At 69.7% G+C, this 21,939-nt stretch carries 16 protein-coding genes; 13 read left to right on the top strand and 3 right to left on the bottom strand.

The window, feature by feature from the left end:
• The first annotated feature begins 51 nt into the window (after positions 1–51).
• Complete coding sequence (locus RN729_RS06060) at positions 52–2,130, top strand: S9 family peptidase (protein WP_310782783.1); 2,079 nt, start codon at positions 52–54, stop codon at positions 2,128–2,130.
• Positions 2,131–2,247: 117 nt separating this feature from the next.
• Here RN729_RS06060 and RN729_RS06055 read toward each other — a convergent pair whose 3' ends face one another.
• Positions 2,248–4,890, bottom strand: a complete 2,643-nt coding sequence (locus tag RN729_RS06055) for a M14 family zinc carboxypeptidase (RefSeq protein ID WP_310782782.1) — start codon at positions 4,888–4,890, stop codon at positions 2,248–2,250.
• A 186-nt stretch (positions 4,891–5,076) separates the two neighbouring features.
• Between RN729_RS06055 and RN729_RS06050 the strand changes: the two genes are divergently transcribed.
• The 5 genes from RN729_RS06050 to RN729_RS06030 all read left to right on the top strand — a co-directional run bounded on the left by RN729_RS06050 (position 5,077) and on the right by RN729_RS06030 (position 10,513).
• A complete protein-coding gene (locus RN729_RS06050) occupies positions 5,077–6,351 on the top strand; it encodes a hypothetical protein (RefSeq protein WP_310782781.1) in 1,275 nt (424 codons plus the stop codon).
• Positions 6,348–7,205, top strand: coding sequence for an MOSC domain-containing protein (locus RN729_RS06045; RefSeq protein ID WP_310782780.1), 858 nt, complete (start codon positions 6,348–6,350; stop codon positions 7,203–7,205). The genes RN729_RS06050 and RN729_RS06045 overlap by 4 nt, the downstream gene beginning before the upstream one ends.
• 178 nt (positions 7,206–7,383) lie before the next feature.
• Entirely contained in the window at positions 7,384–8,739 is a 1,356-nt protein-coding gene (locus tag RN729_RS06040; protein WP_343218904.1) for a Na+/H+ antiporter NhaC family protein, read from the top strand.
• A gap of 67 nt (positions 8,740–8,806) precedes the next feature.
• Positions 8,807–9,862 (top strand): carboxypeptidase regulatory-like domain-containing protein, encoded by a 1,056-nt coding sequence (locus RN729_RS06035; RefSeq protein WP_310782778.1) that lies wholly within the window; start codon positions 8,807–8,809, stop codon positions 9,860–9,862.
• Positions 9,863–9,895: 33 nt separating this feature from the next.
• On the top strand, positions 9,896–10,513 hold the full coding sequence (locus RN729_RS06030; protein ID WP_310782777.1) for a DUF2911 domain-containing protein: 618 nt from the start codon (positions 9,896–9,898) through the stop codon (positions 10,511–10,513).
• A gap of 51 nt (positions 10,514–10,564) precedes the next feature.
• On the opposite strand, the gene RN729_RS06025 is transcribed toward RN729_RS06030, so the two are convergent.
• On the bottom strand, positions 10,565–11,158 hold the full coding sequence (locus RN729_RS06025) for a GNAT family protein (protein WP_310782776.1): 594 nt from the start codon (positions 11,156–11,158) through the stop codon (positions 10,565–10,567).
• Positions 11,155–12,501: an amidohydrolase family protein gene (locus tag RN729_RS06020; protein WP_310782775.1), complete on the bottom strand. Its 1,347-nt coding sequence runs from the start codon at positions 12,499–12,501 to the stop codon at positions 11,155–11,157. Before RN729_RS06020 ends, RN729_RS06025 begins: the two co-directional genes overlap by 4 nt.
• Positions 12,502–12,655: 154 nt before the next feature.
• Here RN729_RS06020 and RN729_RS06015 point away from each other — a divergent pair, with 154 nt between their 5' ends.
• From RN729_RS06015 to RN729_RS05985, 7 genes are all read left to right on the top strand, one after another.
• Positions 12,656–12,937: a type II toxin-antitoxin system RelB/DinJ family antitoxin gene (locus RN729_RS06015; RefSeq protein ID WP_310775110.1), complete on the top strand. Its 282-nt coding sequence runs from the start codon at positions 12,656–12,658 to the stop codon at positions 12,935–12,937.
• The gene (locus tag RN729_RS06010) at positions 12,906–13,241 is read left to right on the top strand and encodes a type II toxin-antitoxin system YafQ family toxin (RefSeq protein WP_310782774.1); all 336 of its coding nucleotides are present in this window, start codon (positions 12,906–12,908) and stop codon (positions 13,239–13,241) included. Before RN729_RS06015 ends, RN729_RS06010 begins: the two co-directional genes overlap by 32 nt.
• A 29-nt stretch (positions 13,242–13,270) precedes the next feature.
• Positions 13,271–14,518 carry a PQQ-dependent sugar dehydrogenase gene (locus RN729_RS06005; RefSeq protein WP_310782773.1) on the top strand — a complete coding sequence of 416 codons (1,248 nt, stop codon included), beginning with the start codon at positions 13,271–13,273 and terminating at the stop codon, positions 14,516–14,518.
• 109 nt (positions 14,519–14,627) lie between these two features.
• Entirely contained in the window at positions 14,628–15,824 is a 1,197-nt protein-coding gene (locus RN729_RS06000; protein ID WP_310782772.1) for an AAA family ATPase, read from the top strand.
• Positions 15,825–15,924: 100 nt separating this feature from the next.
• Positions 15,925–18,426, top strand: a complete 2,502-nt coding sequence (locus RN729_RS05995; RefSeq protein WP_310782771.1) for a DUF1592 domain-containing protein — start codon at positions 15,925–15,927, stop codon at positions 18,424–18,426.
• On the top strand, positions 18,423–19,847 hold the full coding sequence (locus RN729_RS05990; protein ID WP_310782770.1) for a DUF1552 domain-containing protein: 1,425 nt from the start codon (positions 18,423–18,425) through the stop codon (positions 19,845–19,847). Before RN729_RS05995 ends, RN729_RS05990 begins: the two co-directional genes overlap by 4 nt.
• Positions 19,844–21,793 carry an ankyrin repeat domain-containing protein gene (locus tag RN729_RS05985; RefSeq protein ID WP_310782769.1) on the top strand — a complete coding sequence of 650 codons (1,950 nt, stop codon included), beginning with the start codon at positions 19,844–19,846 and terminating at the stop codon, positions 21,791–21,793. The genes RN729_RS05990 and RN729_RS05985 overlap by 4 nt, the downstream gene beginning before the upstream one ends.
• Positions 21,794–21,939: the final 146 nt, after the last annotated feature.

Raw genomic sequence — 21,939 nt, 5'->3', positions numbered from 1 at the left:
CCCGTGTACGTTGCAGATCTGCACATATCCCGCTTTCGGCAGGAGGTCATCATGTATCGCGCCGCCCGCATCGCTCTTGCGAGTCTCGTTCTCCTCTCGTTCTTCGGCCTGGCCGACTCCGCGCCGGTTTCGGCCCAGAACGGCGACGGGATGAAAACCCTCTCCCTCGACATGTACATGGACTGGGAACGGGTATCCAATCCCCAGATCTCCCCGGACGGCCGCCACGTCGTCTACACGCGCGGCTGGATCGACCAGATCAACGACCGCTGGGAGTCCACGCTCTACATCATGAACGCCGACGGCACCCGCAAGCGGGAGCTGATCGACGGGTCCGGCGCGATCTGGTCCCCGGACGGCACGCGCATCGCCTTCACGGCGTCGGGTGAGCCGGAGGGCTCGCAGATCTTCGTGCGCTGGATGGACGCGGAGGGCGCGACGACCCAGATCACGCGGCTGGAGCACTCGCCCGGCAGCCTGCGCTGGTCGCCGGACGGCACGCACATCGCGTTCACGATGCTGGTCGAGGACGAGGAGAGCTGGCCGATCGACCTGCCGAGCCGCCCGGACGGCGCGAAGTGGACGGAAGGCCCGAAGATCGTCACCCGCATGGACTACCGTCAGGACCGCCGCGGATACGTCGACCAGGGCCACTCCCACGTCTTCGTCGTCCCGGCCGATGGCGGCACGCCGCGGCAGCTCACCGACGGCATGTGGAACCACGGCAACCCCCAGTGGAGCGCGGACGGGACCGAGATCTACTTCTCGTCGCTGCGGGAGGAGGACTCCGAGTACAACTGGCGCGAGTCCGAGATCTACGCGGTGAACGTCGCCTCGGGCGCGATCCGGCAGCTCACGACGCGGCACGGGCCGGACGGGGGCGCCTATCCCTCGCCCGACGGCAGCCTCGTCGCCTATTCCGGACAGGACTGGAACGACGACACCTACCGGAACTCCCACCTCTACGTGATGAACCCGGACGGCTCCGGCGTGCGTCAGATTTCGGGCGACTTCGACCGCGGCATGCGGGGGAGCCCGCAGCTCATGTGGGCGCCCGACGGGAGCGGCGTCTACTTCAACGTGAACCGCGAGGGCACGCGCAACCTGCACTTCGCCTCCGTGGATGGCGGCGTGACGCAGGTGACGAGCGGCAACCACCTCCTCAGCCTCAGCTCCTTCACGGACGACGGGAAGGCGATGGGCACGCTGACCGAGCCGCACGGTCCCGGCGACGTCGTCTCCTTCGATCTCGACGACGGCGGCAACGTCATGCAGCTCACGAACGTGAACGACGACGTGTTGGCGGGCGTCACGCTCGGCGAGGTCGAGGAGATCTGGTACAAGTCGGTGGGCGACTGGGACATCCAGGGCTGGATCGTGAAGCCGCCCGACTTCGATCCGTCGAAGAAGTATCCGCTCATCCTGTCGATCCACGGCGGACCGCACGGGATGTACAACACCGGGTTCAACTTCGGCTGGCAGGAGCACGCCGCGAACGGCTACGTCGTCGTCTACACCAACCCGCGCGGCAGCTCCGGGTACGGGACGGACTTCGGGAACGCGATCAAGAACGCCTATCCGTCGCAGGATTTCGATGACCTGATGGCGGGCGTGGACGAGGTCATCGAGCGCGGCTACGTCGACGAGGACAACATGTTCGTGTACGGCTGCTCCGGCGGCGGCGTGCTCACCTCATGGGTCGTCGGCCACACCGACCGCTTCCGGGCCGCCTCGGCGAACTGCCCGGTCACGAACTGGCTCTCCTTCGTGGGGACGACGGACGGCCCCGGCTGGTACCGCAACTTCGAGCACTTCCCGTGGGACGATCCCTCCGAGCACCTGCGCCGCTCGCCGCTCATGTACGTGGGCAACGTGACGACGCCGACCATGCTCATGACGGGGGAGATGGACCTGCGGACGCCGATGCCGCAGACGGAGGAGTACTACCAGGCGCTCAAGATGGAGCGGGTGCCGACGGCGATGATCCGCTTCCGCAACGAGTGGCACGGGACGAGCAGCACGCCGTCGAACTTCCTGCGCACGCAGCTCTTCCTGCGCACCTGGTTCGAGAAGTTCGGCACGCACGACGACGACACCACCCGCGCCGTCTCCGACGACGCCAGCTCCTGACGATCAAATCGGGCCGGCCGGGGCGTTTTCGCGCCCCGGCGACGGGCCCGTTTGGCGATCTGCAACGTCTGTGGTCGTGGTTTTGCAATTTCCGGCTCGGAGGAAGACCCGCGAGCCCTAGCGGCCGGGGCCGAGGAGGACGGCGTTCATGAACAGGAGTTGCGTCGCCTCGGTGTAGGCGCGGTAGTTCGGGTCTTCGGCGAAGGCGACGAGCTGGCCGCGGCCGACGGGTTGGTGGATGAGGAAGGCCTTGCTCGCCAGTTGCGGGCGCGACTCCTCCCACACGATGCCGCTCAGGACGAGATCCTCGAGGTCGGCGTAGCGTCCCACGTTCGTGCCCTCGTCGAGCGTGACCGGACGGAAGACGCGGGAGCCCGTGACGAGGACGCCGATCTCGCCATCGGTGCCGGCGGCGAGCCAGTGTTCCGTGTCGAGCAGCGTGCGCAGGATCGCGCCGGGCACGCCCTCCGGCGATTCGTCTGCGGGAGAGATCGCATCGAGGTACTCGATGGGTTGCTCGGGGGTTTCGGGCTCCGGCGGGTCGTCGCCCTCGGCGCGGCCGCCCCGGCGCTCGGTGTCGGTGGCGAGGAGCCCCGCCCGCGAGGCCCAGCGGGATGACTCCGCCATCGTGATCAGCGTGCCGCCATCGCGCATCCAGGCGCGGAGACGGTCCAGCATCCCCTCGCCGACCGCGGATCCGTAGTTGCCGCTCGGGAACACGACCACGTCGTAGTCGGAGAGCCGCGCCCGGCCGAGGCTGGACGCCCGCACGGCCGTCGCGCGCTGGCCGTAGCGCCGCTCGAGGACGTAGCGCGTCCAGCCCACGGAGTAGCTCCCGCCCGGGGCGTCGTAGACGAGGAGCACGCGCGGCTCGCGCAGCGCCCGGACGTAACGGCTGCCGAGCGACATGCCCTCGCGCACGTACGCGTCGTCGATGGGCACGACCTCGGCGCGGTGCCGGGCGGCGATGCCGGCCAGGCGGTGGCGCAGATCCGGGCCGTTTTCGGCTGACCGGAGGATGGCGGTGCCGACGCCGAAGCGGCGGCCGTCCAGCGTGAACTCCGCACCGGCGGCCCGGACGCGGAGGCCCTCGCGCAGCGCCTCGGCGACCGCCGCGGCCCCGTTCGTGCCCCACGGGACGAGGTAACCGACGAGCGCCTCGGGCAGCGGGTCGGCGGACTCGACTCCGCCCGCGTCGCCGGCCACCTCCGGACGCGCGGCGGCGTCGCTCGCGGTCAACGCCGCGCCCCGTGCCCCCGTCGCCGCGGTCTCGATCGCCTCCACGTCCCAGAGCAGCGGCTGGCTCCACGCCGTCAGGTCGTAGATCTCGTCCGGCTGCCGGTTCGCGCGGCGCTCGATCTGCCGCTGCACGAACTCCTCCTCCATCGGAACGTGCGCGTCGAGCAGGTTGTGAATGAGGCGGTGCGCGGGCTGGTCGAGCGGCACGATGAAGCTCGAAGCGGCGGGCAGCGTCCGGTCGTCGGCCGTCACCGGACCGGCGGCACGAAACACCTCGATCCCGTTCTCGACGAGCATGAGGGCGAGCCGCTCCGCCATCCCCGGGTCGTGCGCCGAGTGCAGCACGATCTCGGCCGGCCCCCGCTCTCCGAGCGCGATCCCCTCGCGCAGGTACGCCAGGTAGTCCCGCAGGATCCGGTCCCGGTTCCGCGCGGCCGTGAGCGCGGTCTCGATCCCCGCCGTGAAGTGGTGCAGCACGCCGTCGCCGTAGGTGAGCAGATCGTCATCCGACTGCCGGAGCCTGAGGCCCCCCGAACCCGCCTGCTCGTACGTCATTCCGAGCGCGCCGTAACCCATCGGCCACATGTCCACGTACCCCGGATAGAAGAGGTCGTACACGTCCCGGTTGAAGTACGCGAACCCGCGTGCGTCGAAGCGCGCCGCGATCGCCTCCCCGAACACGTCCATGAGCGCAACCTGCCGCTCCCCGAACCAGGGGTTGGAGGGCGGCGCCGTCGGCGGGAAGAAGTAGGTCGCGTCCCCTCCCATCTCGTGCAGGTCCGCGACAATGTGGGGCCGGAATTCGAGAAAGACGTCCACCTTCCCCCGGGTCTCGACCTGGCTCTGGATGAAGAGGTCCCGGTTGAGGTCGAACAGGTAGTGGTTGCCGCGGCCGCCGGGCCACGGCGGGTCGTGCTCGGCGGAGACGCGGGCCTCGTCCGGCCAGCGCGCCTGCGCGACCGAGTTCTGGTACACGAAGCGGTTCCGCCCGTCCGGGTTCTCGAGGGGATCGATGAGGACGAGCGACTCCGAGAGGATGAGGTCGACGTCCGGATCCCCCGTCGCCGCGAGCAGGTGATAGGCTTCGGCCATTGCCGCGCCGCTGGGGCTGATCTCGTCGCCGTGAATCGAGTGCATCAGCGCGGTGACGACCGGAAGCTCGGCCAGCAGCGCCTCCGCCTCCTCGTCGGAGAGGCGGCGGGGATCCGCGAGCCGCGCGATCCCGGCCTTGACCTCGTCGAGCCGCGCCATGCGTTCCGCCGAACCGATGACGAGGACGACGAGCGGCCGCCCCTCCCAGCTCTCCGCGTACTGGATCAGACGCGTCCGCTCCGGCGCCGCCGCGGCGAGCGCTTCGATGTACCGGATCACGTCGTCCGGCGGCGTGACGACCTCGCGGAAGCCGTGTCCCGCCACCTCTTCGAGCGTCGGGATGTCGGGGTCGTAGCGCGTTCCGGGCACGAGTTCCTGCGCCTGGGCGGGCAGCTGGATCGCGGCAGCGAGCGCGAGCGTGGATAGCACGGGCACATCTCCGGGTACGGGGAACGGGCGGCCGTCGACTCACTATCGCACGATCGCCGCAGGGTTGCACGATGCGTTGCACGCCGGGGCGGCGATGGCGCATCCTCAGGCCCATCCGATCCTGGCAGCGGGTGCCGAGACCGGGCTGCCAGGCCCCGCCGCCCACGTCCGGCCGGAGGAAGCCCAATGAGCGAACCCGCCGCGCGTTCCCGCTCCAGCTTCTGGAGGAGCTTTGGCCCCGGGCTCATCTGGGCCGCGACCTCCATCGGAGTCTCTCACCTCGTGCAGTCCACCCGCGCGGGGGGGGAGGCCGGGTTCGCCTTCGTCGGCGTGATCGTCTTCGCGCTCGTCCTCAAGTATCCCTTCTTCGAGTACGGGGCGCGCTACGCCGCGGCCACCCGGCGGAGCCTGGTCGAGGGCTACCGCGACATCGGCACCTGGGCGCTGTGGCTCTTTCTCGCCATCACCCTCGTGACCGCGATCATCTCGCTGGCCGCGCTGGCGATGTTCATGGCCTTCCTCACGCGCTACGCCTTCGGCGCCGAGTGGCCGCTGGCGGCGACGGGGGCCGTGCTGATGGGCGCCTGCGTGGCGGTGCTCGCCGTGGGGCGCTTCCGCGGCCTCGACATCACGATCAAGATCCTGCTCGCGATGCTCGTCCTCTCGACCGTGGCGACCGCGCTCGTGGCCGCCCCGCGCGCCGACCTCTCGACGCTGGCCATCTGGCCGGGCGACGTCGTCGGCACCGTCGTCCCCTTCGCCTTCCTGCTCGCCCTCATCGGGTGGATGCCGTCGCCCGTCGATGTCGCGGTGTGGAGCAGCCTGTGGACGCTCGCCAAGGACAAGACCACGGGCGCGCGGACCTCGGTCGCGGATGCGAAGCGCGACTTCCTCGTGGGCTTCGTCGGCACCGGCATCCTCGCCCTCATCTTCGTGTCGGTGGGGGCCACCGTCCTCTACCAGGCGGACGTCGCCCTCAGCGACGCGGGGGCCGTGTTCTCCACGCAACTCGTCGACATGTACAGCACGACGCTGGGTTCGTGGTCCCGTCCCATCGTCCTCGTGGCGGCGATGGCGACGATCTTCTCGAGCCTCCTCGCCGTGACCGACGGCTTCCCGCGCGCGATCGAGCGCACGCTCGCGAACCTGCGGGGGCACGTCGCGGAGGACACCGTGACCCGCGTGGGCCGCGTGTACTGGGGGAGCATGATCACGCTTCCCGTCATCGCCTTCTTCATTCTCCTCGGCTTCTCCGGCAGCCTCACCGCGATGGTCGATTTCGCGACGACGGTGGCGTTCCTCACCGCGCCCATCCTCGGCTACTTCAACCTCCGCGCCGTGACGTCGGAGGCGGTGCCGCCGGAGCACCGGCCCGGCCGCGGCATGGTGACGCTGACCTGGGTGGGACTCGTCCTCCTCGGCGGGACCGGCCTCGCCTACCTCGTGTCGCTCGTGCGGTGAGCGCCCACCCGGCCATGGACGAAGCGGCGGCTCCGCGCGGCATGGTGGTGGGGCGCGTCGTGAGCCTGTACCGCTATCCCGTGAAGTCGATGGGGGGAGAGCGCCTCGAGGCCGCCCGAATCACGGTGCGCGGCATGGAGGGCGACCGGACCGGCGCGCTCGTCGACCGCGAGACCGGGCGCGTGGTGAGCGCGAAGCGGCCGCGGATGTGGGGTGCGGTCTACGGCCTCTCCGCGAGCTTCGAACGGGAGAACGGAGCCGCGTCGATCCGCGTCCGGTTCGAGGATGGGACGACGCTGTCGAGCGCTCGCCGCGAGGGGTTGGAGGCCCGCCTGAGTGCGCTCCTGGGCCGCGAAGTCGCGTTCGCGACGGAGGCGGTCGGGGGCGCGACGTGCGAATACCATTGGCCGGACATGGAGGGGCTCGTCCAGGGCGGGCGGACGTACCGCGACGAGATCACCGAGTGGGAGCTGCCGCCCGGGACGTTCTTCGACAGTTCCGGCCTCCACGCCCTGACGACGGCGAGCCTCGACCATCTGCGGGGGCTCGTCCCGGGGAGCGATTTCGATGTCGGCCGCTTCCGGCCCAACCTCGTGATCGAACCCGTGGCGGGGGCGGAGGGGTTCGTCGAAAACGACTGGGTGGGCGGCACGCTCGAGATCGGCGGGGCGCGCCTGTGGGTGACGAAGCCGTGCATGCGCTGCGTCATGGTCACCCTCCCGCTGCGGGACCTCCCGAAGGACCCGCGGGTGCTGCGCGCCGCCTTCGACCACAACGAGGGGAACGTCGGCGTGAAGTGCGAGGTGGCCGAGCCCGGCGCCGTCCGGGTCGGCGACGAGGTCCGCCTTGGCTAGCGATGTGTAACAAGGACGTTATTGGCCGACCCCCAGCTCCACGACGGGGTTTGTTTGCAGTCCGTGCAAACGCTTAAGCCAATTCAAAATTGCATTTTCAATTGGCTTAAGCCGATGCAGGGATGCCGCAAGCACCCATGATCGCTGGATACCTCGCCTCCGGAGAAGGGAGTTGCCGCTGGAGCACTTCGGCGTCGTAAGCCTGATACCGACGGCCGTCGTACTGGCCGTTGCGGTCTGGACGCGCCGGCCCGTGGAATCCCTCATCATCGGGGCGCTCGTCGGGTTCCTGATCCTCGCGCCCCGGGATCCGCTCACCGCGTTCACCGACGGCATGGTCACGGTCATGCAGAACGAGACCGTGGGCTGGATCATCCTCGTCTGCGCGCTTTTCGGAAGCCTCATCACGCTGCTCGTCCGGGTCGGTGCGGCGGCCCGCTTCGGCGACGCGGTGTCGGCGCGCATCCGGACGCGCGGCGGCTCGTTGGCCGCGACGTGGCTCCTCGGCCTCGCCGTCTTCATCGACGACTACCTGAACGTCCTCGCGGTCAGCTCCTCCGTGAAGCGGTTCACCGACCGGCATCGCGTGTCGCGCGAGATGCTCGCCTACATCGTGGACTCCACCGCCGCGCCGGTCTGCATCCTCGTGCCGATCTCGACCTGGGCCGCCTTTTTCTCCGGCCTGCTCGAAGAGACGGGGTGGGCGGCGGCGGGCCGCGGCCTCTCACTCTACATCGACGCGATTCCGTTCATGCTCTACGCCTGGATCGCGGTGGCTCTGGCGCTCCTCGTCGGGACCGGCCTCGTCCCCGCCATCGGCCCCATGCGCAAGGCGGAGCGTCGCGCCCGCGAGACCGGGCGGGTCGTGCCCCCGGGCCTCGAAGAGGCAAGGCTCGAAGGCGAAACCGATCCGCGCGCCGCCGAGCGCGCGCGACCGTGGCACTTCATCGTCCCCGTCCTCACCCTCGTGGCCGCCACCTGGTGGTTCGACCTCGACATCCTGAAGGGCGTCGTCGTGGCGCTCACCCTCACTCTCGCCATCGTCGTGGGCACAAGGCTCCTCCCGGTTCGCGCCGCGCTCGACACCACCATGGCCGGTGTGCTCACGATGATCGTCCCCCTGGCGACGGTGTTCGGCGGCTTCCTCCTCAAGGAGGTGAACGACGGCCTCGGACTCACCGCCTACCTCATCGAGACGGTCGAGCCGCTGATGACGCCGTGGCTCCTCCCCGCCGTCACCTTCCTCACGATGTCGCTCGTCGCCTTCGCCACCGCGTCGTTCTGGGGCATCTTCGCGGTGGCGATCCCCATCGTGCTGCCGCTCGCCGATTCGGTGGGGGCGGACATGCCGCTCGTGATCGGAGCGCTCATCTCCGCCAGCGCGTTCGGCAGCCACACCTGCTTCTACGGCGACTCGACCGTCCTCGCGGCCCGGGGCAGCGGCTGCGGCGTCGTCGAGCACGCCCTGACCCAACTCCCCTACGCCCTCTTCGCCGCGGGACTGGCCGCCACAGGCTTTCTCCTCCTCGCTTGATGCCGGGGGGTCCGTATCCCAGTCTTGAAGGGAGATGCGGAGATTCCCGAGTTCTGATCCCAGGTCGGTGACACGGTTGGCGGCGCGGCAGTTCGCCCCGAGCGCCGTTGCGGCGTTCGGTCTGGCCGTGGGCGCCGGACCTCTCTCGGCCCAGACGTCGGAGTGCGACGACCGCGCGAGCTTGCGGGTCCGTGTCGTCGACGACGACGGCACGGCTGCGGTCCCCAACGCGGTGGTGGTCGTGCGGTGGACCGAGACAGAGCGCGCGAGAAGGCCGGTTCGCGAGGCTGTCGGATCCGACGGACGCCTCGTCCTCTGCGCTCCGCGGGATGCGACCCAGGCCACGCTGTGGTCGGAGCACGGGAACTTCTCCAGCGAAGAGGCGGTCGTCGTGATCGTCGCCGGCATGCCTCACGACATCACGCTCATGCTGCGCTCGGGGCGAGTCAGAACCGGGAGGCTGATCGGCCGGGTGCACGACGCCATCACGGATGATCCGGTAGTGGCCGCCACGGTGTCCGTTCCCGACCGTCTGCGAGTGGCCGAGACCGACCGCCGGGGGCGCTTCGTCCTCAGCGGCGTTCCGGTCGGCCCGCAGGTACTCGACGTGCGGCACCTCGGGTACGCTCCGTTGTCCTACGTGCTCGAGGTTTCACCCGGCCTGACCACGGAGGTGGAGATCGGCATGGTCCCCGATCCCGTGGAGATGGAGCCGATCGTCGCGACCGTGACGAGGTCTCGCCGGCTGGAGGTCAAGGGCTTCTACGAGCGCATGCTCTGGAGCGAAATCGTCGGCACGGGCACCTTCTACACGGCGGAGGACATCGATCGTCGCCGGCCCGTGGAGATCTCGCACATGATCGCCGACGAGTCTGGCATCCGGCTCGAGTGCAACTTCCGGCGTGCCGACTGCAGGCTGGTGAACACGAGGTATTCGTCAGGGGCCGCGGGCGCCTGTACGCTGAGTTTCTACGTCGATGGTCTGCCGACGAGAGGGATCGCGCTGGACGACGTCGTGAGACCGAACGAGATCGCAGGCATAGAGATATACAAGGGGCTGTCGTCCGGTCCGGCGGAGTTCCCGGCTTCCCGGTGCGGTCTCGTCGTGGTTTGGACAAAATAGGGTTCGAGAAAAGCAATCCATGGAGGTGACAAAATGAAGCGAAGCAGCGCGTGGTACCTCGCCGTTCTTCTGGTCGCGGGATGCGGCGGAGGATCCGAGGCTGGCGAGGTGGAGATGGCGGAGACGGAGATGGCGGAGACCGAAGCCATGGCCGAAATGGACATGACGGACGCGGGGCTGGCCTGCGTCGTCATGGGCGATGTGGAAGGCCGGGCGAGCCCGCTCCAGGAGCTGAGCTTCTCGTACGACGGGGGTGAAGGTCTCCTCTGCTACGGCGCGCCTTCGGCCCGCGAGCGCGTCGTAATGGGCGAGCTGGTTCCCTACGGGGAGGTCTGGCGTCTGGGGGCGAACGAGGCGACCGCGCTCCACCTCTCGGCCGCCGCCACGGTCGGCGGTGTCGCGCTCGAGGCGGGGAGTTATTCGCTCTACGCCACGCCCGGCGAGACGGAATGGACGTTCCACGTGAACTCGGAATACGACCGCTGGGGGATCCCGATCGATGCCGCCGTCCAGAGCACCGAGGTGGGCAGCTTCATGGCGACGCCCTCGGCGACAGCCGGCATGGTGGAGATGATGACCTTCGAGCAGGTGGACGGCGCCCTCCGCCTCTCATGGGAGAACACGCAGGTCGACATCTCCCTCGGCATGTAGCCCGGCGCAGGCGGCTGACGTCACCCGCGAAGGGCGGGTCGTCAGCCGCCGTCAGCGGTGGCGCCAGAGGCGGGTTTCGAGGTGGCGCTTGATTCCGGGCCATTCGTGGAGGAGGACGGAGTACATCGCGTCGTCGCGCACGCTTCCGTCGCGGCGCAGGGAGTGGTTGCGGATGACGCCGTCCTTCTTCGCGCCGAGCGCCTCGATGGCCCGTTGCGAGCGCAGGTTCATGCCGTCCGTGCGCAGTCCCACCACGCCGCACCCCACCGTCTCGAAAGCGTGCGTCATGAGGAGGATCTTGCACGCGGTGTTGACGTGCGTGCGCTGGTGGCTCGCGCCGTACCAGGTGTAGCCGATCTCGACCCGATCAACCTGCGGCAGGATGTCGTGGTAGCGGGTGGAGCCGATCACGGCGCCGGTGTCCGCGAGCCGGACGACCCACGGCAGCATGTGGCCGGTGGCCTGGCCCTCGAGCGCGGTCTCGATGTAGTCGGTCACTTCCTCCCGGGCCGGGACGAAGGTGAAGAAGAGGTTCCACAACTCCCCGTCCGCGGCGGCCTCGGCGAGCGCGTCGGCGTGTTCGAGGCCCATGGGCTCGAGACGGACGCCGTGCCCCTCGAGGGTCACCGGCCGAAGTTCAATCACTCGGTCCCGGCCGCGAGCAGGCGGGCGCTGATCCCCTCCCGGTCGACCATGTCTCCACGCAGGTAGACGGCGTCGATCCGGCGCGTGTTCGTGATGTCGTCGAGCGGGTTCGCGTCCAGCACGATGAAGTCGGCGCTCTTCCCGGCCGCGATCTCGCCGAGGTCGTCCCAGTTCATCAGATCGGCGGAGGTCTTCGTCGCCGCCACGATGACGTCGCCCGGGCTCAAACCGGCGCGGACCATGTCCTCCATCTCCTGGTGCACGGCCCAGGCAGCGTTGCCATCGGTGCCGAACGAGATCCTGATGCCGGCCTCGGCGAAGCGGGCGAGATTCCGCGCCTGGATGCCGAAGAACTCCTGCGCACCGGGATTGTCCACGGACGCCGCCTGCATCTCGACCAGCCGGTCGGCGGGCACGGTGCCGCTGAGCCAACTCAGGTCGAGCGCCACTCCCGGCCCGGGGAGGTTGGGGACGAGGACGACCTCCGGACGCTCGGCCCACAGTTCCATGAGTTCGTCATCCGCGTCGAGATCCCGCACGCCGTGCGCGAACACGTCCACGCCTGCGCGCAGGAGTTCCTTGGCGTCCTCCAAGTAGAAGATGTGGGCGGTGACCATGAGCCCGTGCCGGTGCGCCTCGTCGATGATCGCGCCGTAAAGTTCCGAGGAGAGCTGCTCGTAGCGCCCTCCGCGGTTATCGACCCAAATCTTCACGATGTCGGCCTGCCGCTCCGCCAGTTCGCGGACCGCAGCCCGCCCCTCTTCCTCCGTCGCGATCCAGTAGGGGGCATCGGAACGGCCGGGCTCGGCCGTGGTGATCCCGCGGTCGGCCGTCTTCGCGCGCGCCGCGTCCGGGATGACTTCGTCGCGCATCTCGATTCCGATGCCGCCGGTCTCGGTGCCGAGGCTCACGACGGCCCCCGCCCCGTAGTACGCCATGTGCTGGAGTTGCTCGATCCGCTCGTCGCGCTCGGAGGAAAGGTGGAGGTGCGCGTTCACGATCGCGGGCATGACCGTCTTGCCGGACAGGTCCACCCGCTGCGCGCCGCCCGGCACCTCGACCTCCCCGCTCGCCCCGACCGCGGCAAACTGTCCCGCTTCAACTACGAATACACCGGACTCGATGACCGAACCGTCGCCCGCGATCACGCGCGCCCCCTCGTAGGCGACCGCGCCGGTGGCGACTCCGCCTCCCTCGGTCGCGTCTCCACCGCCATCCGCCGCGCAACCGACCATGAGGGCTGCGGCGGTCGCGAAGAAGGCGGGGCGAAGGGCGGAACGAAAGGCGAGACGAAGGGCGGGAATCGATGTGACCGCAGATGTGGCCGCGTTGGCGCGAAACATGTCTGCCTCCTGTCAGGCTCCTGTGGGACGCCATAAGTATAGAGACCGAATGACTCCCCAGACACGGACGGACGATCCCGCCGCCGGCCCCCCGAGTTGACCGGATGAGGCAGCAAAGCCAACTTGCATCGCAATTGAGATACGGGAGGTTCGGATGAAGACGAACAGTTCGATGCTCCATGTCCGGATGGATACGGAGATGAAGCGGAAGGCGACGGCGGCACTCGCGGCCATGGGGCTAACGGCCTCGGAGGCGGTGCGGCTGTTCTTCCACCGAATCGCGGTCGATCAGGCCTTCCCCCTTGAACTGAAGGTGCCGAACACCGAGACCCGACGGGCGATGGCCGAATCGGAGGAAATGATGAGGCGGGGGACGGCCAGATTCGCCAGCGCGGACGAGATGTTTGCCGAGCTTGAAGAAGCCGGCAGCCCGTAAGCGGGCGCGCCCGCCGCGCCGCGTCGATTTTACGCGGGGGTTCCTCAAGGACTGGGAGCGTCTCTCGCGTTCCGGCCGATACGATCTGAATCGACTCAAGGCGGTCATGCTCGACCTCATCGCCAACGACGCCCCGCTGGGTCCGGAACGGAGGGATCACGCGCTGAAAGGCGCTTGGGCGAATCACCGCGAGTGCCATGTCGGCGGAGATTTCCTTCTGATCTACCAGGTCGATGATTCGCCGAAGCCGAGTGGCTCCATCAACTTTGTTCGCGCTGGCTCCCACGCCGAACTCTTCAAATGACTCCCCAGACACGGACGGACGATCCCCGGATGAACCATCCCCGCGCCTCCCGCTTCCTCGTCGTATTGCTCTTGGCCGTCGCCGCGTGCGCCCCTGGTGGCCGAGAGCCGGCGGGTGACGACGGCGGTGTTATCCAGACCGCGCTGCACGACTTCCGGGTCGAGGAAGTGGCGGACGGGCTCGTGCGCCCGTTCTCGATCGCCTTCACGCCCGAGGGCGACCTCCTCGTGACGGAACGTCCCGGCCGGCTCCGCATCATCCGCGACGGCGTCCTGCTCCCGGACTCCGTGGAGGGCCTGCCACCGATCCGGGCGCTCGGGCGCGGCGCCCGTTCGATGGCCGGCTTCGAGCAGGCGGGTCTGCGCGACGCGATCCTGCACCCGGATTTCGCGACGAACCGGCTCCTCTACCTGAGCTACGTGAAGCCGGGGCCCGATTCGCTGGGCACGATCGCGATCGCCCGCGGCCGCTTCGAGGACGACCGCCTGAGCGACGTCGAGGAACTGTTCCACGCGGACGCGCCCGGGAACGGGACGGAGCGCAGCTCGATGTGGGGCGGGCGGCTCGTCTTCGACCACGACGGCTACCTGTTCATGACGCTGGGCGACCGGCAGTGGCCCCCGGCGGGCGAACTGGAGGCGCACCCCGCCCAGAACCTTTCGAACCACAACGGCAGCACGATCCGCATCCACGACGACGGACGCGTACCCGAGGACAACCCGTTCGCGGGCTTCGTGGGCGACGAGGAGATCCACCCCGAGATCTGGACGTGGGGTCACCGGAACGCGCAGGGGATGGCGGTCCATCCGGAGACGGGCGACCTGTGGCAGAACGAGCACGGCCCGCAGGGCGGCGACGAACTGAACCTGATCGAGCCGGGGCTCAACTACGGCTGGCCCGTCGTCGGGTACGGCGTGAACTACCGCACGGGCTCGCGCATCCACTCGGGGACCCTCATGGAGGAGATGGAGCCGCCGGAGCACATCTGGGTCCCCTCCATCGGCGTCTCCGGGATGCTCTTCTACACGGGGGACGCGTTCCCCGAGTGGCGCGGCGACATGCTCGTCGGCGGCCTCAGCGGGCGGCGCCTCGCCCGGCTGCGGATGGAGGGCCGCGAGGTGACCCACGAAGAGACCCTGCTGGAGGGGATCGGCCGCATCCGCGACGTCCGCCAGGGACCCGACGGGTTCATCTACCTCGCCATCGACGGGGAGACGCGGGACGTGGACGGCCCCCCGACCGGCATCGTGCGACTGGTACCCGCCGGCCGCCGGTAGCCCATGCGGAGCGTCGGCGGCTTTCGCGCGTTCCCCCTCCTTCTACTGCCTCTCCCGTGCACGCACACGTTGACAAAATGACGGTTCTATCGTCATTTTGACGCGCATTATGACGACACTGCCGCGATTCCTCGCGCTTCCGCGGAGCAGCTTCTTCCTCTTCGGCCCGCGCGGGACCGGCAAGACCACCTGGTTGGCCTCGACGCTGCCGGACGCTCTCGTAGTGGACCTTCTGAAGCCGGAGGAGTATCGCCGGCTGGCCGCCCGTCCCGAACGTCTGCGCGAACTGGTGCTGGCAACTCCGGCGAGAAGCGACGTGGTCATCGATGAGATCCAGCGCGTCCCGGAACTGCTGAACGTCGTCCATGACCTCATGGAGTCCGCGCGAGGATATCGGTTCGTCCTCACGGGTTCGAGCGCCCGCAAGCTTCGGCGCGGCGGCGTGAACCTCCTGGCGGGCCGCGCCGCAATGCGCTCCATGCATCCCTTCATGGCCGGGGAAATGACGGCGGGGGAGGTCGCCGGCGAAGCGGGACGCCGCTTCGATCTCGAGACGTGTCTGAGGCTCGGAACCGTTCCCGCGGTCTTCTCCTCGCAGGATCCGGAGTCGGCACTCGCTGCCTATGCGGCGCTCTATCTCGAGCAGGAAGTGCGCGCGGAGGGACTGGCCCGCGACGTCGGCAGCTTCTCGCGCTTCCTGGAGGCGGCGGCCTTTTCGCACGGTACGACGCTCAACGTGAGCGCGGTCGCGCGCGAGTGCGAGACGAGCCGAACGACCGTCGCAGGATACCTGGAGCTGCTCGAGGATCTCCTGCTCGCCTTCCGCCTGCCCGTGTTCACCCGGCGTGCCAAACGCCGGCTCGCGGCGCACCCCAGGTTCTTCTACTTCGACTGCGGCATCTTCAGGAGCCTGCGACCGGCAGGCCCGTTCGACCGGCCCGAGGAGATCGGCGGCCCCGCGCTTGAGGGGCTCGTTGCACAGCACCTTCGGGCGTGGCTGGCATATTCCGGAGTCGACGCCCGACTCTACTACTGGCGCACGCGCTCCGGAGTGGAAGTGGACTTCGTGCTCTACGGCGCGGACGGGATCTGGGCGTTCGAGGTGAAGAACTCCGACCGCATACGGCCCGAGGACCTGCGAGGTCTGGCGGCCTTCGGCACAGAATACCCGGACGCGCGCCGCGTGCTTCTGTACCGTGGCACGGAGCGGCTTGCCGTGCGCGACATCCTGTGCCTGCCGGTAGGGGACTTTCTCACCCGCCTGCACCCAGGACAGGGGCTGGAGCGAGCTGTCCGCGCCGTATGAAGCGGCGTGAAGGGGTGAAGGGCGTGGCCCGCAGAAATGACGTTTCCTAAGTTGAAGGGTTGCGAAGCGGCGTCATCCATCGGTCTCGAAGGACGGGCGCGTGAAGACACTGAGTGCGGGTGCGGTTCTGTGGCTGTGGTTGGCTCTCACGGGGCAGCCTTCGGGGGACCGTGCGTCCCGCGCCGGCCCGCTCCCTGAGCAAACCTCCGCTGCGTCGGCCTACGCGGCCGCCCTCGCGGACACGGCGGATCTGACGGCGGTCGTCCAGCGCTACTGCGTCCGCTGTCACAACGAGCGCCTCCTGCGCGGGAACCTCACGCTGGAGACGTTCGCCGTGGAGGCGGCGCACGACCGGGCCCCCACGGCGGAGAAGATGATCCGGAAGCTCCGCGCGGGGATGATGCCGCCGCCCGGCCAGCGCCGGCCCTCGCCGGACACGCTCCTCGCCCTCGTCGAGGCGCTCGAGACCGTCGTCGACCGCGAGGCCGCCCGCGACCGGAACCCCGGCTCACGGCGCTTTCAGCGGCTGAACCGGGCCGAGTACGAGCGCGTCATCCGCGATCTCCTCGACCTCGAGATCGACGCCAGCCGCTGGCTTCCGGCGGACACCTACCTCGGCGCCTTCGACAACATGTCGGACGCGCAGGGCCTCTCGACCACCCTCCTCGAGGCCTACCTGAGGGCCGCTACGGAGGTGAGCCGGATCGCGGTCGGCAACCCGTCCGCCCTCTCGAAGACCGCCAAGTACACGAACCCGATCGACGTCTCGCAGCACGCCTGGGATCACATCGAGGGCACGCCGTACGGGACCCGCGGCGGGATGGTCGTAACCCACGACTTCCCGGTGGACGGAGAGTACGTAGTCTCGATCGAGACGCTCTTCGGGCAGGGGACCGGCTTCCAGGACGTCGACATCTCGATCGGCGGGGAGGGGGTCGCCCTTCTTGGCCTCGAGCACGGCGGGCGCTCGACGGTGCCGATCCGCACGGAGCCCATCTTCGTGAAGGCGGGCCAGCGCCAGGTCGCGGCCGCGTTCGTGCGCACGATCGAGGGACCGTACGAGGACCGCCTGAAGACGCCGGGCTGGTCCTTCGTCGGAGGCGAGGACTCCCAGGCGTGGGCGAACTACGGGATCACCGCGCTCCCCCACCTGAGCGACCTGATGATCACGGGTCCCCGCCGCAGCTCCGGACTCTCCGAGACGGCGAGTCGGCGGAAGATCTTCCACTGCCATCCCGGTCAGGCTGGGCCGGCGGAGACAGCGGAGGCGGAGGCGTCGGTTGCGCCGGCGGAGGCTCGGGCGTGCGCGGAGGCGATCGTGACCCGGCTCGCGCGAGCGGCGTACCGGCGGCCGGTGACGGAGGACGATCTCGCGGGACCCATGGCCTTCTACGATGATGCCGCGTCAGAGGACGGCTTCGAGATCGGGGTCCGGACCGCGCTCCAGGCGATCCTCGCCAACCCCTCCTTCATCTTCCGTCTCGAGCAGGCGCCGTCCGAAATCGCGCCCGGCGAGAGCTACCCGATCGCGGACGTGGACCTCGCCTCGCGCCTCTCCTTCTTCCTCTGGGCGGCGAGCCCGGACGACGAACTACTGACGCTGGCCGCGGAGCGACGGCTCTCGGATCCGGCGGTCCTCGAGGCGCAGGTGCGGCGGATGCTCGCGGACCCGCGCGCGGAGGCGCTCTCCACGCGCTTCGCCTCGCAGTGGCTGCGGCTCCAGGACGCGGAGGACAACCAGCCCGAGCCCTACCTCTACCCGGACTTCACCGGTCAGCTTCGCGAGGACCTGGTCCGGGAGACGCAGTTCCTCTTCGATTACCTCGTCCGGGAGGACCGGAGTCTACTCGAGCTGTTCACGGCGGACTACACCTTCCTGAACGAGCGCCTCGCCGGCCACTACGGGATCCCGGGGGTCTCGGGACCCGAGTTCCGGCGGGTGACCTATCCGGACCACAGCCGGCGCGGGGTGCTGGGGCACGGGAGCGTGCTGCTCCTCACCTCGATGTCCGCGCGCACGTCGCCGGTGTTGCGCGGCAAGTGGGTGATGGAGGTGCTCATGGGCACGCCGCCCCCGCCCCCGCCGCCCAACATACCCGCCTTCGACGACACCGAATCGGCCCGGTCGGGGCGGCTGCTGACGACGCGGGAGCGGCTGGAGATGCACGCGGCCAGCCCGACGTGCCGCGCCTGCCACCGGTTCATGGACCCGATCGGGCTCGCGCTCGACAACTACGACGTGACGGGGCGGGTGCGGGTTCGCGAGAACGGCGTCGCGCTCGACACGCGAGGGACCTTCTACGACGGGACCGACGTGAGCACGCCGGCGGAGCTCGTCCACGTCCTCATGAAGCGGCCGATCCCGCTCGTCCGGAACTTCACCGCGCACCTGCTCGCGTACGCGACGGGACGCCGCGCGGAATACTTCGACCAGCCCGGGATCCGGGCCATCGCACGCGAAGCGGAAGCCAACGACTACCGCTTGTCCTCGTTCATCCTCGGCGTCGTTAATAGCGACCCCTTCCGGATGGCGCGTCCCGCGCCCACCGTGGACGACGAGGAGGTGGCGGACGACCGCACGAGAAGTGGAGCAGGCTCATGAACTTCATCACCGGTACACACCTCTCGCGCCGCACCTTCCTTCGGGGGGCCGGCGCCAGCGTCGCGCTGCCGCTGCTCGACGCGATGGTCCCCGCGGGGCGGCTCTGGGCCGACCCGATGAAGGCGGCGGAGTTCACGCGCCTCGTCTGCATCGAGGAGTCGATGGGGGTGGCGGGTTCGAGCGACTGGGGCGACGAACGTCACCTGTTCGCGCCCGCGACGCCGGGCCGCGATTTCGAACTCGTGGCGGACAGCCAGCTCAAGCCGCTGGAGGCGTTCCGCGAGTACACGACGATCGTGAGCAACACGGACTGCCGCTCGGCGGAAGCGTTCCGGGCGGAGGAGATCGGCGGCGACCACGACCGGTCGACGGCGGTGTTCCTCACCCAGGCGCATCCGAAGCAGACGCAGGGCTCCGACATTTTCCTCGGCACCTCGCTCGACCAGTTGCACGCGCAGCGGTTCGGGCGCGAGACCGTGCTCCCCTCGCTCGAACTCTGCATCGAGGGCATCGATCGCGGTGGGGGCTGTGCGTACAACTACCACTGTGCGTACACGACGTCGCTCGCGTGGGCGTCGCCGAACCAGCCGCTGCCGGCGATCCGGGAGCCGCGCGTCGTGTTCGAACGCCTGTTCGGGGCCGGGGACTCGGCCGAGGACCGGGCGGCGCGGCGCCGCACGGACCGCAGCATGATCGACTGGATCGCGACCGAGGTCGCCCGGCTCCGCAGGACGCTGGGCGCGGCGGACCGGGTCGCGCTGGACGAATACGTCGAGCACATCCGCGAGATCGAGCGCCGGATCCAGCTCGTCGAGGCGCGCAACTCGAGCGGGGAGGAACGGGAGATGCCGGAGGCGCCCTCCGGGGTCCCCGACTCCTTCGAGGAGCACATGCAGCTGATGTTCGACCTGCAGCTGCTCGCGCTGCAGACCGACCTCACGCGCGTCATCACCTTCAAGACCGGCTTCGATCAATCCAACCGGACCTTCCCGGAGAGCGGGACGACGAAGTCCGTCCACGGGGCCTCGCACCACGGGAACGTCCCCGAGGACATCATGGATTTCAACCGGATCAACACGTACCGGCTGGGGCAGGTCGCCTATTTCCTGAAAAAAATGCGGGACACGGTGGAGGGCGACGCGTCGCTGCTCGACAAGACGGCGATCGTGTGGGGGTCGCCGATGGCGGACGGGAACCTCCACAACCACCGGCGGGCCCCGCTGCTGATCATGGGCGGGGCGAACGGGGCGCTCGAGGGCGGCGTCCATCTGCGGGCCCCGGACGGAACCCCGATGGCGAACGCGTTCGTGAGCCTCATGCGGAAGATCGGACACCCGGAGATGGCCACCTTCGGCGACAGCGACGGGATCCTCCCGCTCGAATTCACGGGCGAAGCGGCCTCGGGGAGCGGCGCGCGATGAGGCGGCGCTTCGCGGTCGCGCTCGTGCTGTCGGCCCTCCTCCCGGCGGGCTCCGCCGCACAGGAGGGAGCGTCCTCCCCCGACGACCGCCTGCTCGAAGCCGCGCGCGATGGGGCTGTGGAGGTCGTGCGGGGGCTCGTGAAGGACGGCGCGGACGTGAACGCGGCGCCGGGCGACGGGGTGACGGCGCTGCACTTCGCCGCCGAGCGCGGCCACGCGGACGCGGCCCGGGCGCTGATCGATGCGGGCGCGGCGGTCGACGCCGGGACGCGGATCGGCCGCTATGCGCCGCTGCACCTGGCTGCCCGCGGAGGGCACGGGCCCGTCGTCGCGCTCCTGCTCGAGGCCGGGGCCGACGCGAACGCCGCGACGACGAACAGCGGCGTGACCGCGCTGCACCTCGCCGCCGCCGCCGTGGACGGCCGGTCGGCCGTGGCCGCGCTGCTCGACCACGGCGCGGATCCGAACGCCCGGGAGGGGTCGGCGGGGCAGACCCCCCTGATGTTCGCCGCCGCCGCGAACCGGCCGGCCGCCGCGGCCGCGCTGCTCGAGGCCGGCGCCGACCCCGGCATCGCGACCGCCGTGGTCGACGTCCTGCCCAGTCTGGCGCTGGACCGTGAAGCCAACCGCCGCATGCGGGACATGATCGGCGCGCCCCCGGAGACGCTCGGACCGTACGGGCCCGAGGTCGACCCCGAAGCCGAGTGGCCGGGCGAGCCCGGCCCGGCCCGTGTGCAGGCGGCCATCCGTGCCCAGCGCGAGTTCCTCCGCTCCGGCTACGACGTCGGCGAAGTCAGCGCACATTCGCTCGGCCGCCTGGGACCCGACTATCCGGGCGGTCCCGACCTCATCCGTCCGCCGTACCGCGAGGTGCTCGTCGGCCGGACCGGCGGGATGACCGCGCTGCTGCACGCGGCCCGCGAGGGCCACATCGAAGCGGCCACGGCCCTGCTCGACGGCGGCGCGGACATCGACCAGGCGAGCGCGGACGCCACGACCCCGCTCCTAATGGCGGCGCTCAACGGCCAGTTCGACTTCGCGCTCGCCCTCATCGAGCGCGGGGCCGACCCCGACCTCGCCGCCTCGACGGACGGGGCCACGCCCCTCTTCGCCGTCCTCCAGACGCAGTGGGCGCCGAAGTCCAACTACCCGCAGCCGCGCGCGCAGGACCTGCAGGACGCCGGGCACATGGACGTGCTCCGCGCGCTGCTCGAAGCAGGGGCCGATCCCAACCGGCGCCTCAACACGCACCTGTGGTACTGGGAATACGGCCTCACGAAGATGGGGGTCGATCTCACCGGGGCGACGCCGTTCTGGCGCGCGGCCTTCGCCCAGGACCTCGAGGCGATGAGGCTGCTCGTCGCGCACGGCGCGGATCCGAACATCCCGACGCGCTGGCCCGAGGTCGGGATGCGCGAGCGTCGGCAGCAGGACGGCCGCCAGCAGGAGGACTCGGCCCTGCCCTGGATCCCCGAGGGCGCGCCCAACGCGTGGCCGATCCACGCCGCCGCGGGCGGAGGCTATCTCGGTCTGGGCGCGTTCAGCGTCCGCAACCGGCCCGACCAGTTCATCCCCGCCGTGAAGTACCTGATCGAGGAACTCGGCGCGGACGTCGACCAGCGCGACTCCTGGCTCTACACGCCGATGCACTACGCCGCCTCGCGCGGCGACAACGAACTGATCGAGTACCTCGTGTCACGGGGCGGGGACGTCACCGCGATCACCCGCCTCGGACAGTCCACGGCGGACATGGCGCGCGGCGGCCGGGCCGGGTTCTTCACCCGCGTCCCGTTCCCGGAGACGGTCGATCTGCTGACGAGCCTCGGCGCGACGCTCGAGTGCCTCCACACGCACTTCCTCGACACCGGCGACTCGTGCCCCGGCGCCGGCATCGACGACCCATGGGCCCCCGCGCGGACAACCACCGAGGAGAAGAGACGTGGCTGACGGCTCGAAGCGTTCGGAAAGGTTGTGCCGCAGGTGCGGGGACGTCGCGCGTTTTCCAAGGTCCAACCCGTTCCTTTGCTGGGAATGCGCGGAGGATTCCCGTGCCCGGTTTGGCGGGCCCATCGGCGGCGACGGTCCTGAGTCGG

This window comes from Candidatus Palauibacter polyketidifaciens (assembly GCF_947581785.1).
Classification (GTDB): Bacteria; Gemmatimonadota; Gemmatimonadetes; order Palauibacterales; family Palauibacteraceae; genus Palauibacter; species Palauibacter polyketidifaciens.
This window is presented reverse-complemented; position numbering and strand designations above follow the sequence as displayed.

Coding starts and splice junctions, on each gene's coding strand:
- RN729_RS06060 (WP_310782783.1), top strand. CDS start 52: ATGTATCGCGCCGCCCGCATCGCTCTTGCGAGTCTCGTTCTCCTCTCG.
- RN729_RS06050 (WP_310782781.1), top strand. CDS start 5,077: ATGAGCGAACCCGCCGCGCGTTCCCGCTCCAGCTTCTGGAGGAGCTTT.
- RN729_RS06030 (WP_310782777.1), top strand. CDS start 9,896: ATGAAGCGAAGCAGCGCGTGGTACCTCGCCGTTCTTCTGGTCGCGGGA.
- RN729_RS06020 (WP_310782775.1), bottom strand. CDS start 12,501: ATGTTTCGCGCCAACGCGGCCACATCTGCGGTCACATCGATTCCCGCC.
- RN729_RS06015 (WP_310775110.1), top strand. CDS start 12,656: ATGAAGACGAACAGTTCGATGCTCCATGTCCGGATGGATACGGAGATG.
- RN729_RS06005 (WP_310782773.1), top strand. CDS start 13,271: ATGAACCATCCCCGCGCCTCCCGCTTCCTCGTCGTATTGCTCTTGGCC.
- RN729_RS06000 (WP_310782772.1), top strand. CDS start 14,628: ATGACGACACTGCCGCGATTCCTCGCGCTTCCGCGGAGCAGCTTCTTC.
- RN729_RS05990 (WP_310782770.1), top strand. CDS start 18,423: ATGAACTTCATCACCGGTACACACCTCTCGCGCCGCACCTTCCTTCGG.
- RN729_RS05985 (WP_310782769.1), top strand. CDS start 19,844: ATGAGGCGGCGCTTCGCGGTCGCGCTCGTGCTGTCGGCCCTCCTCCCG.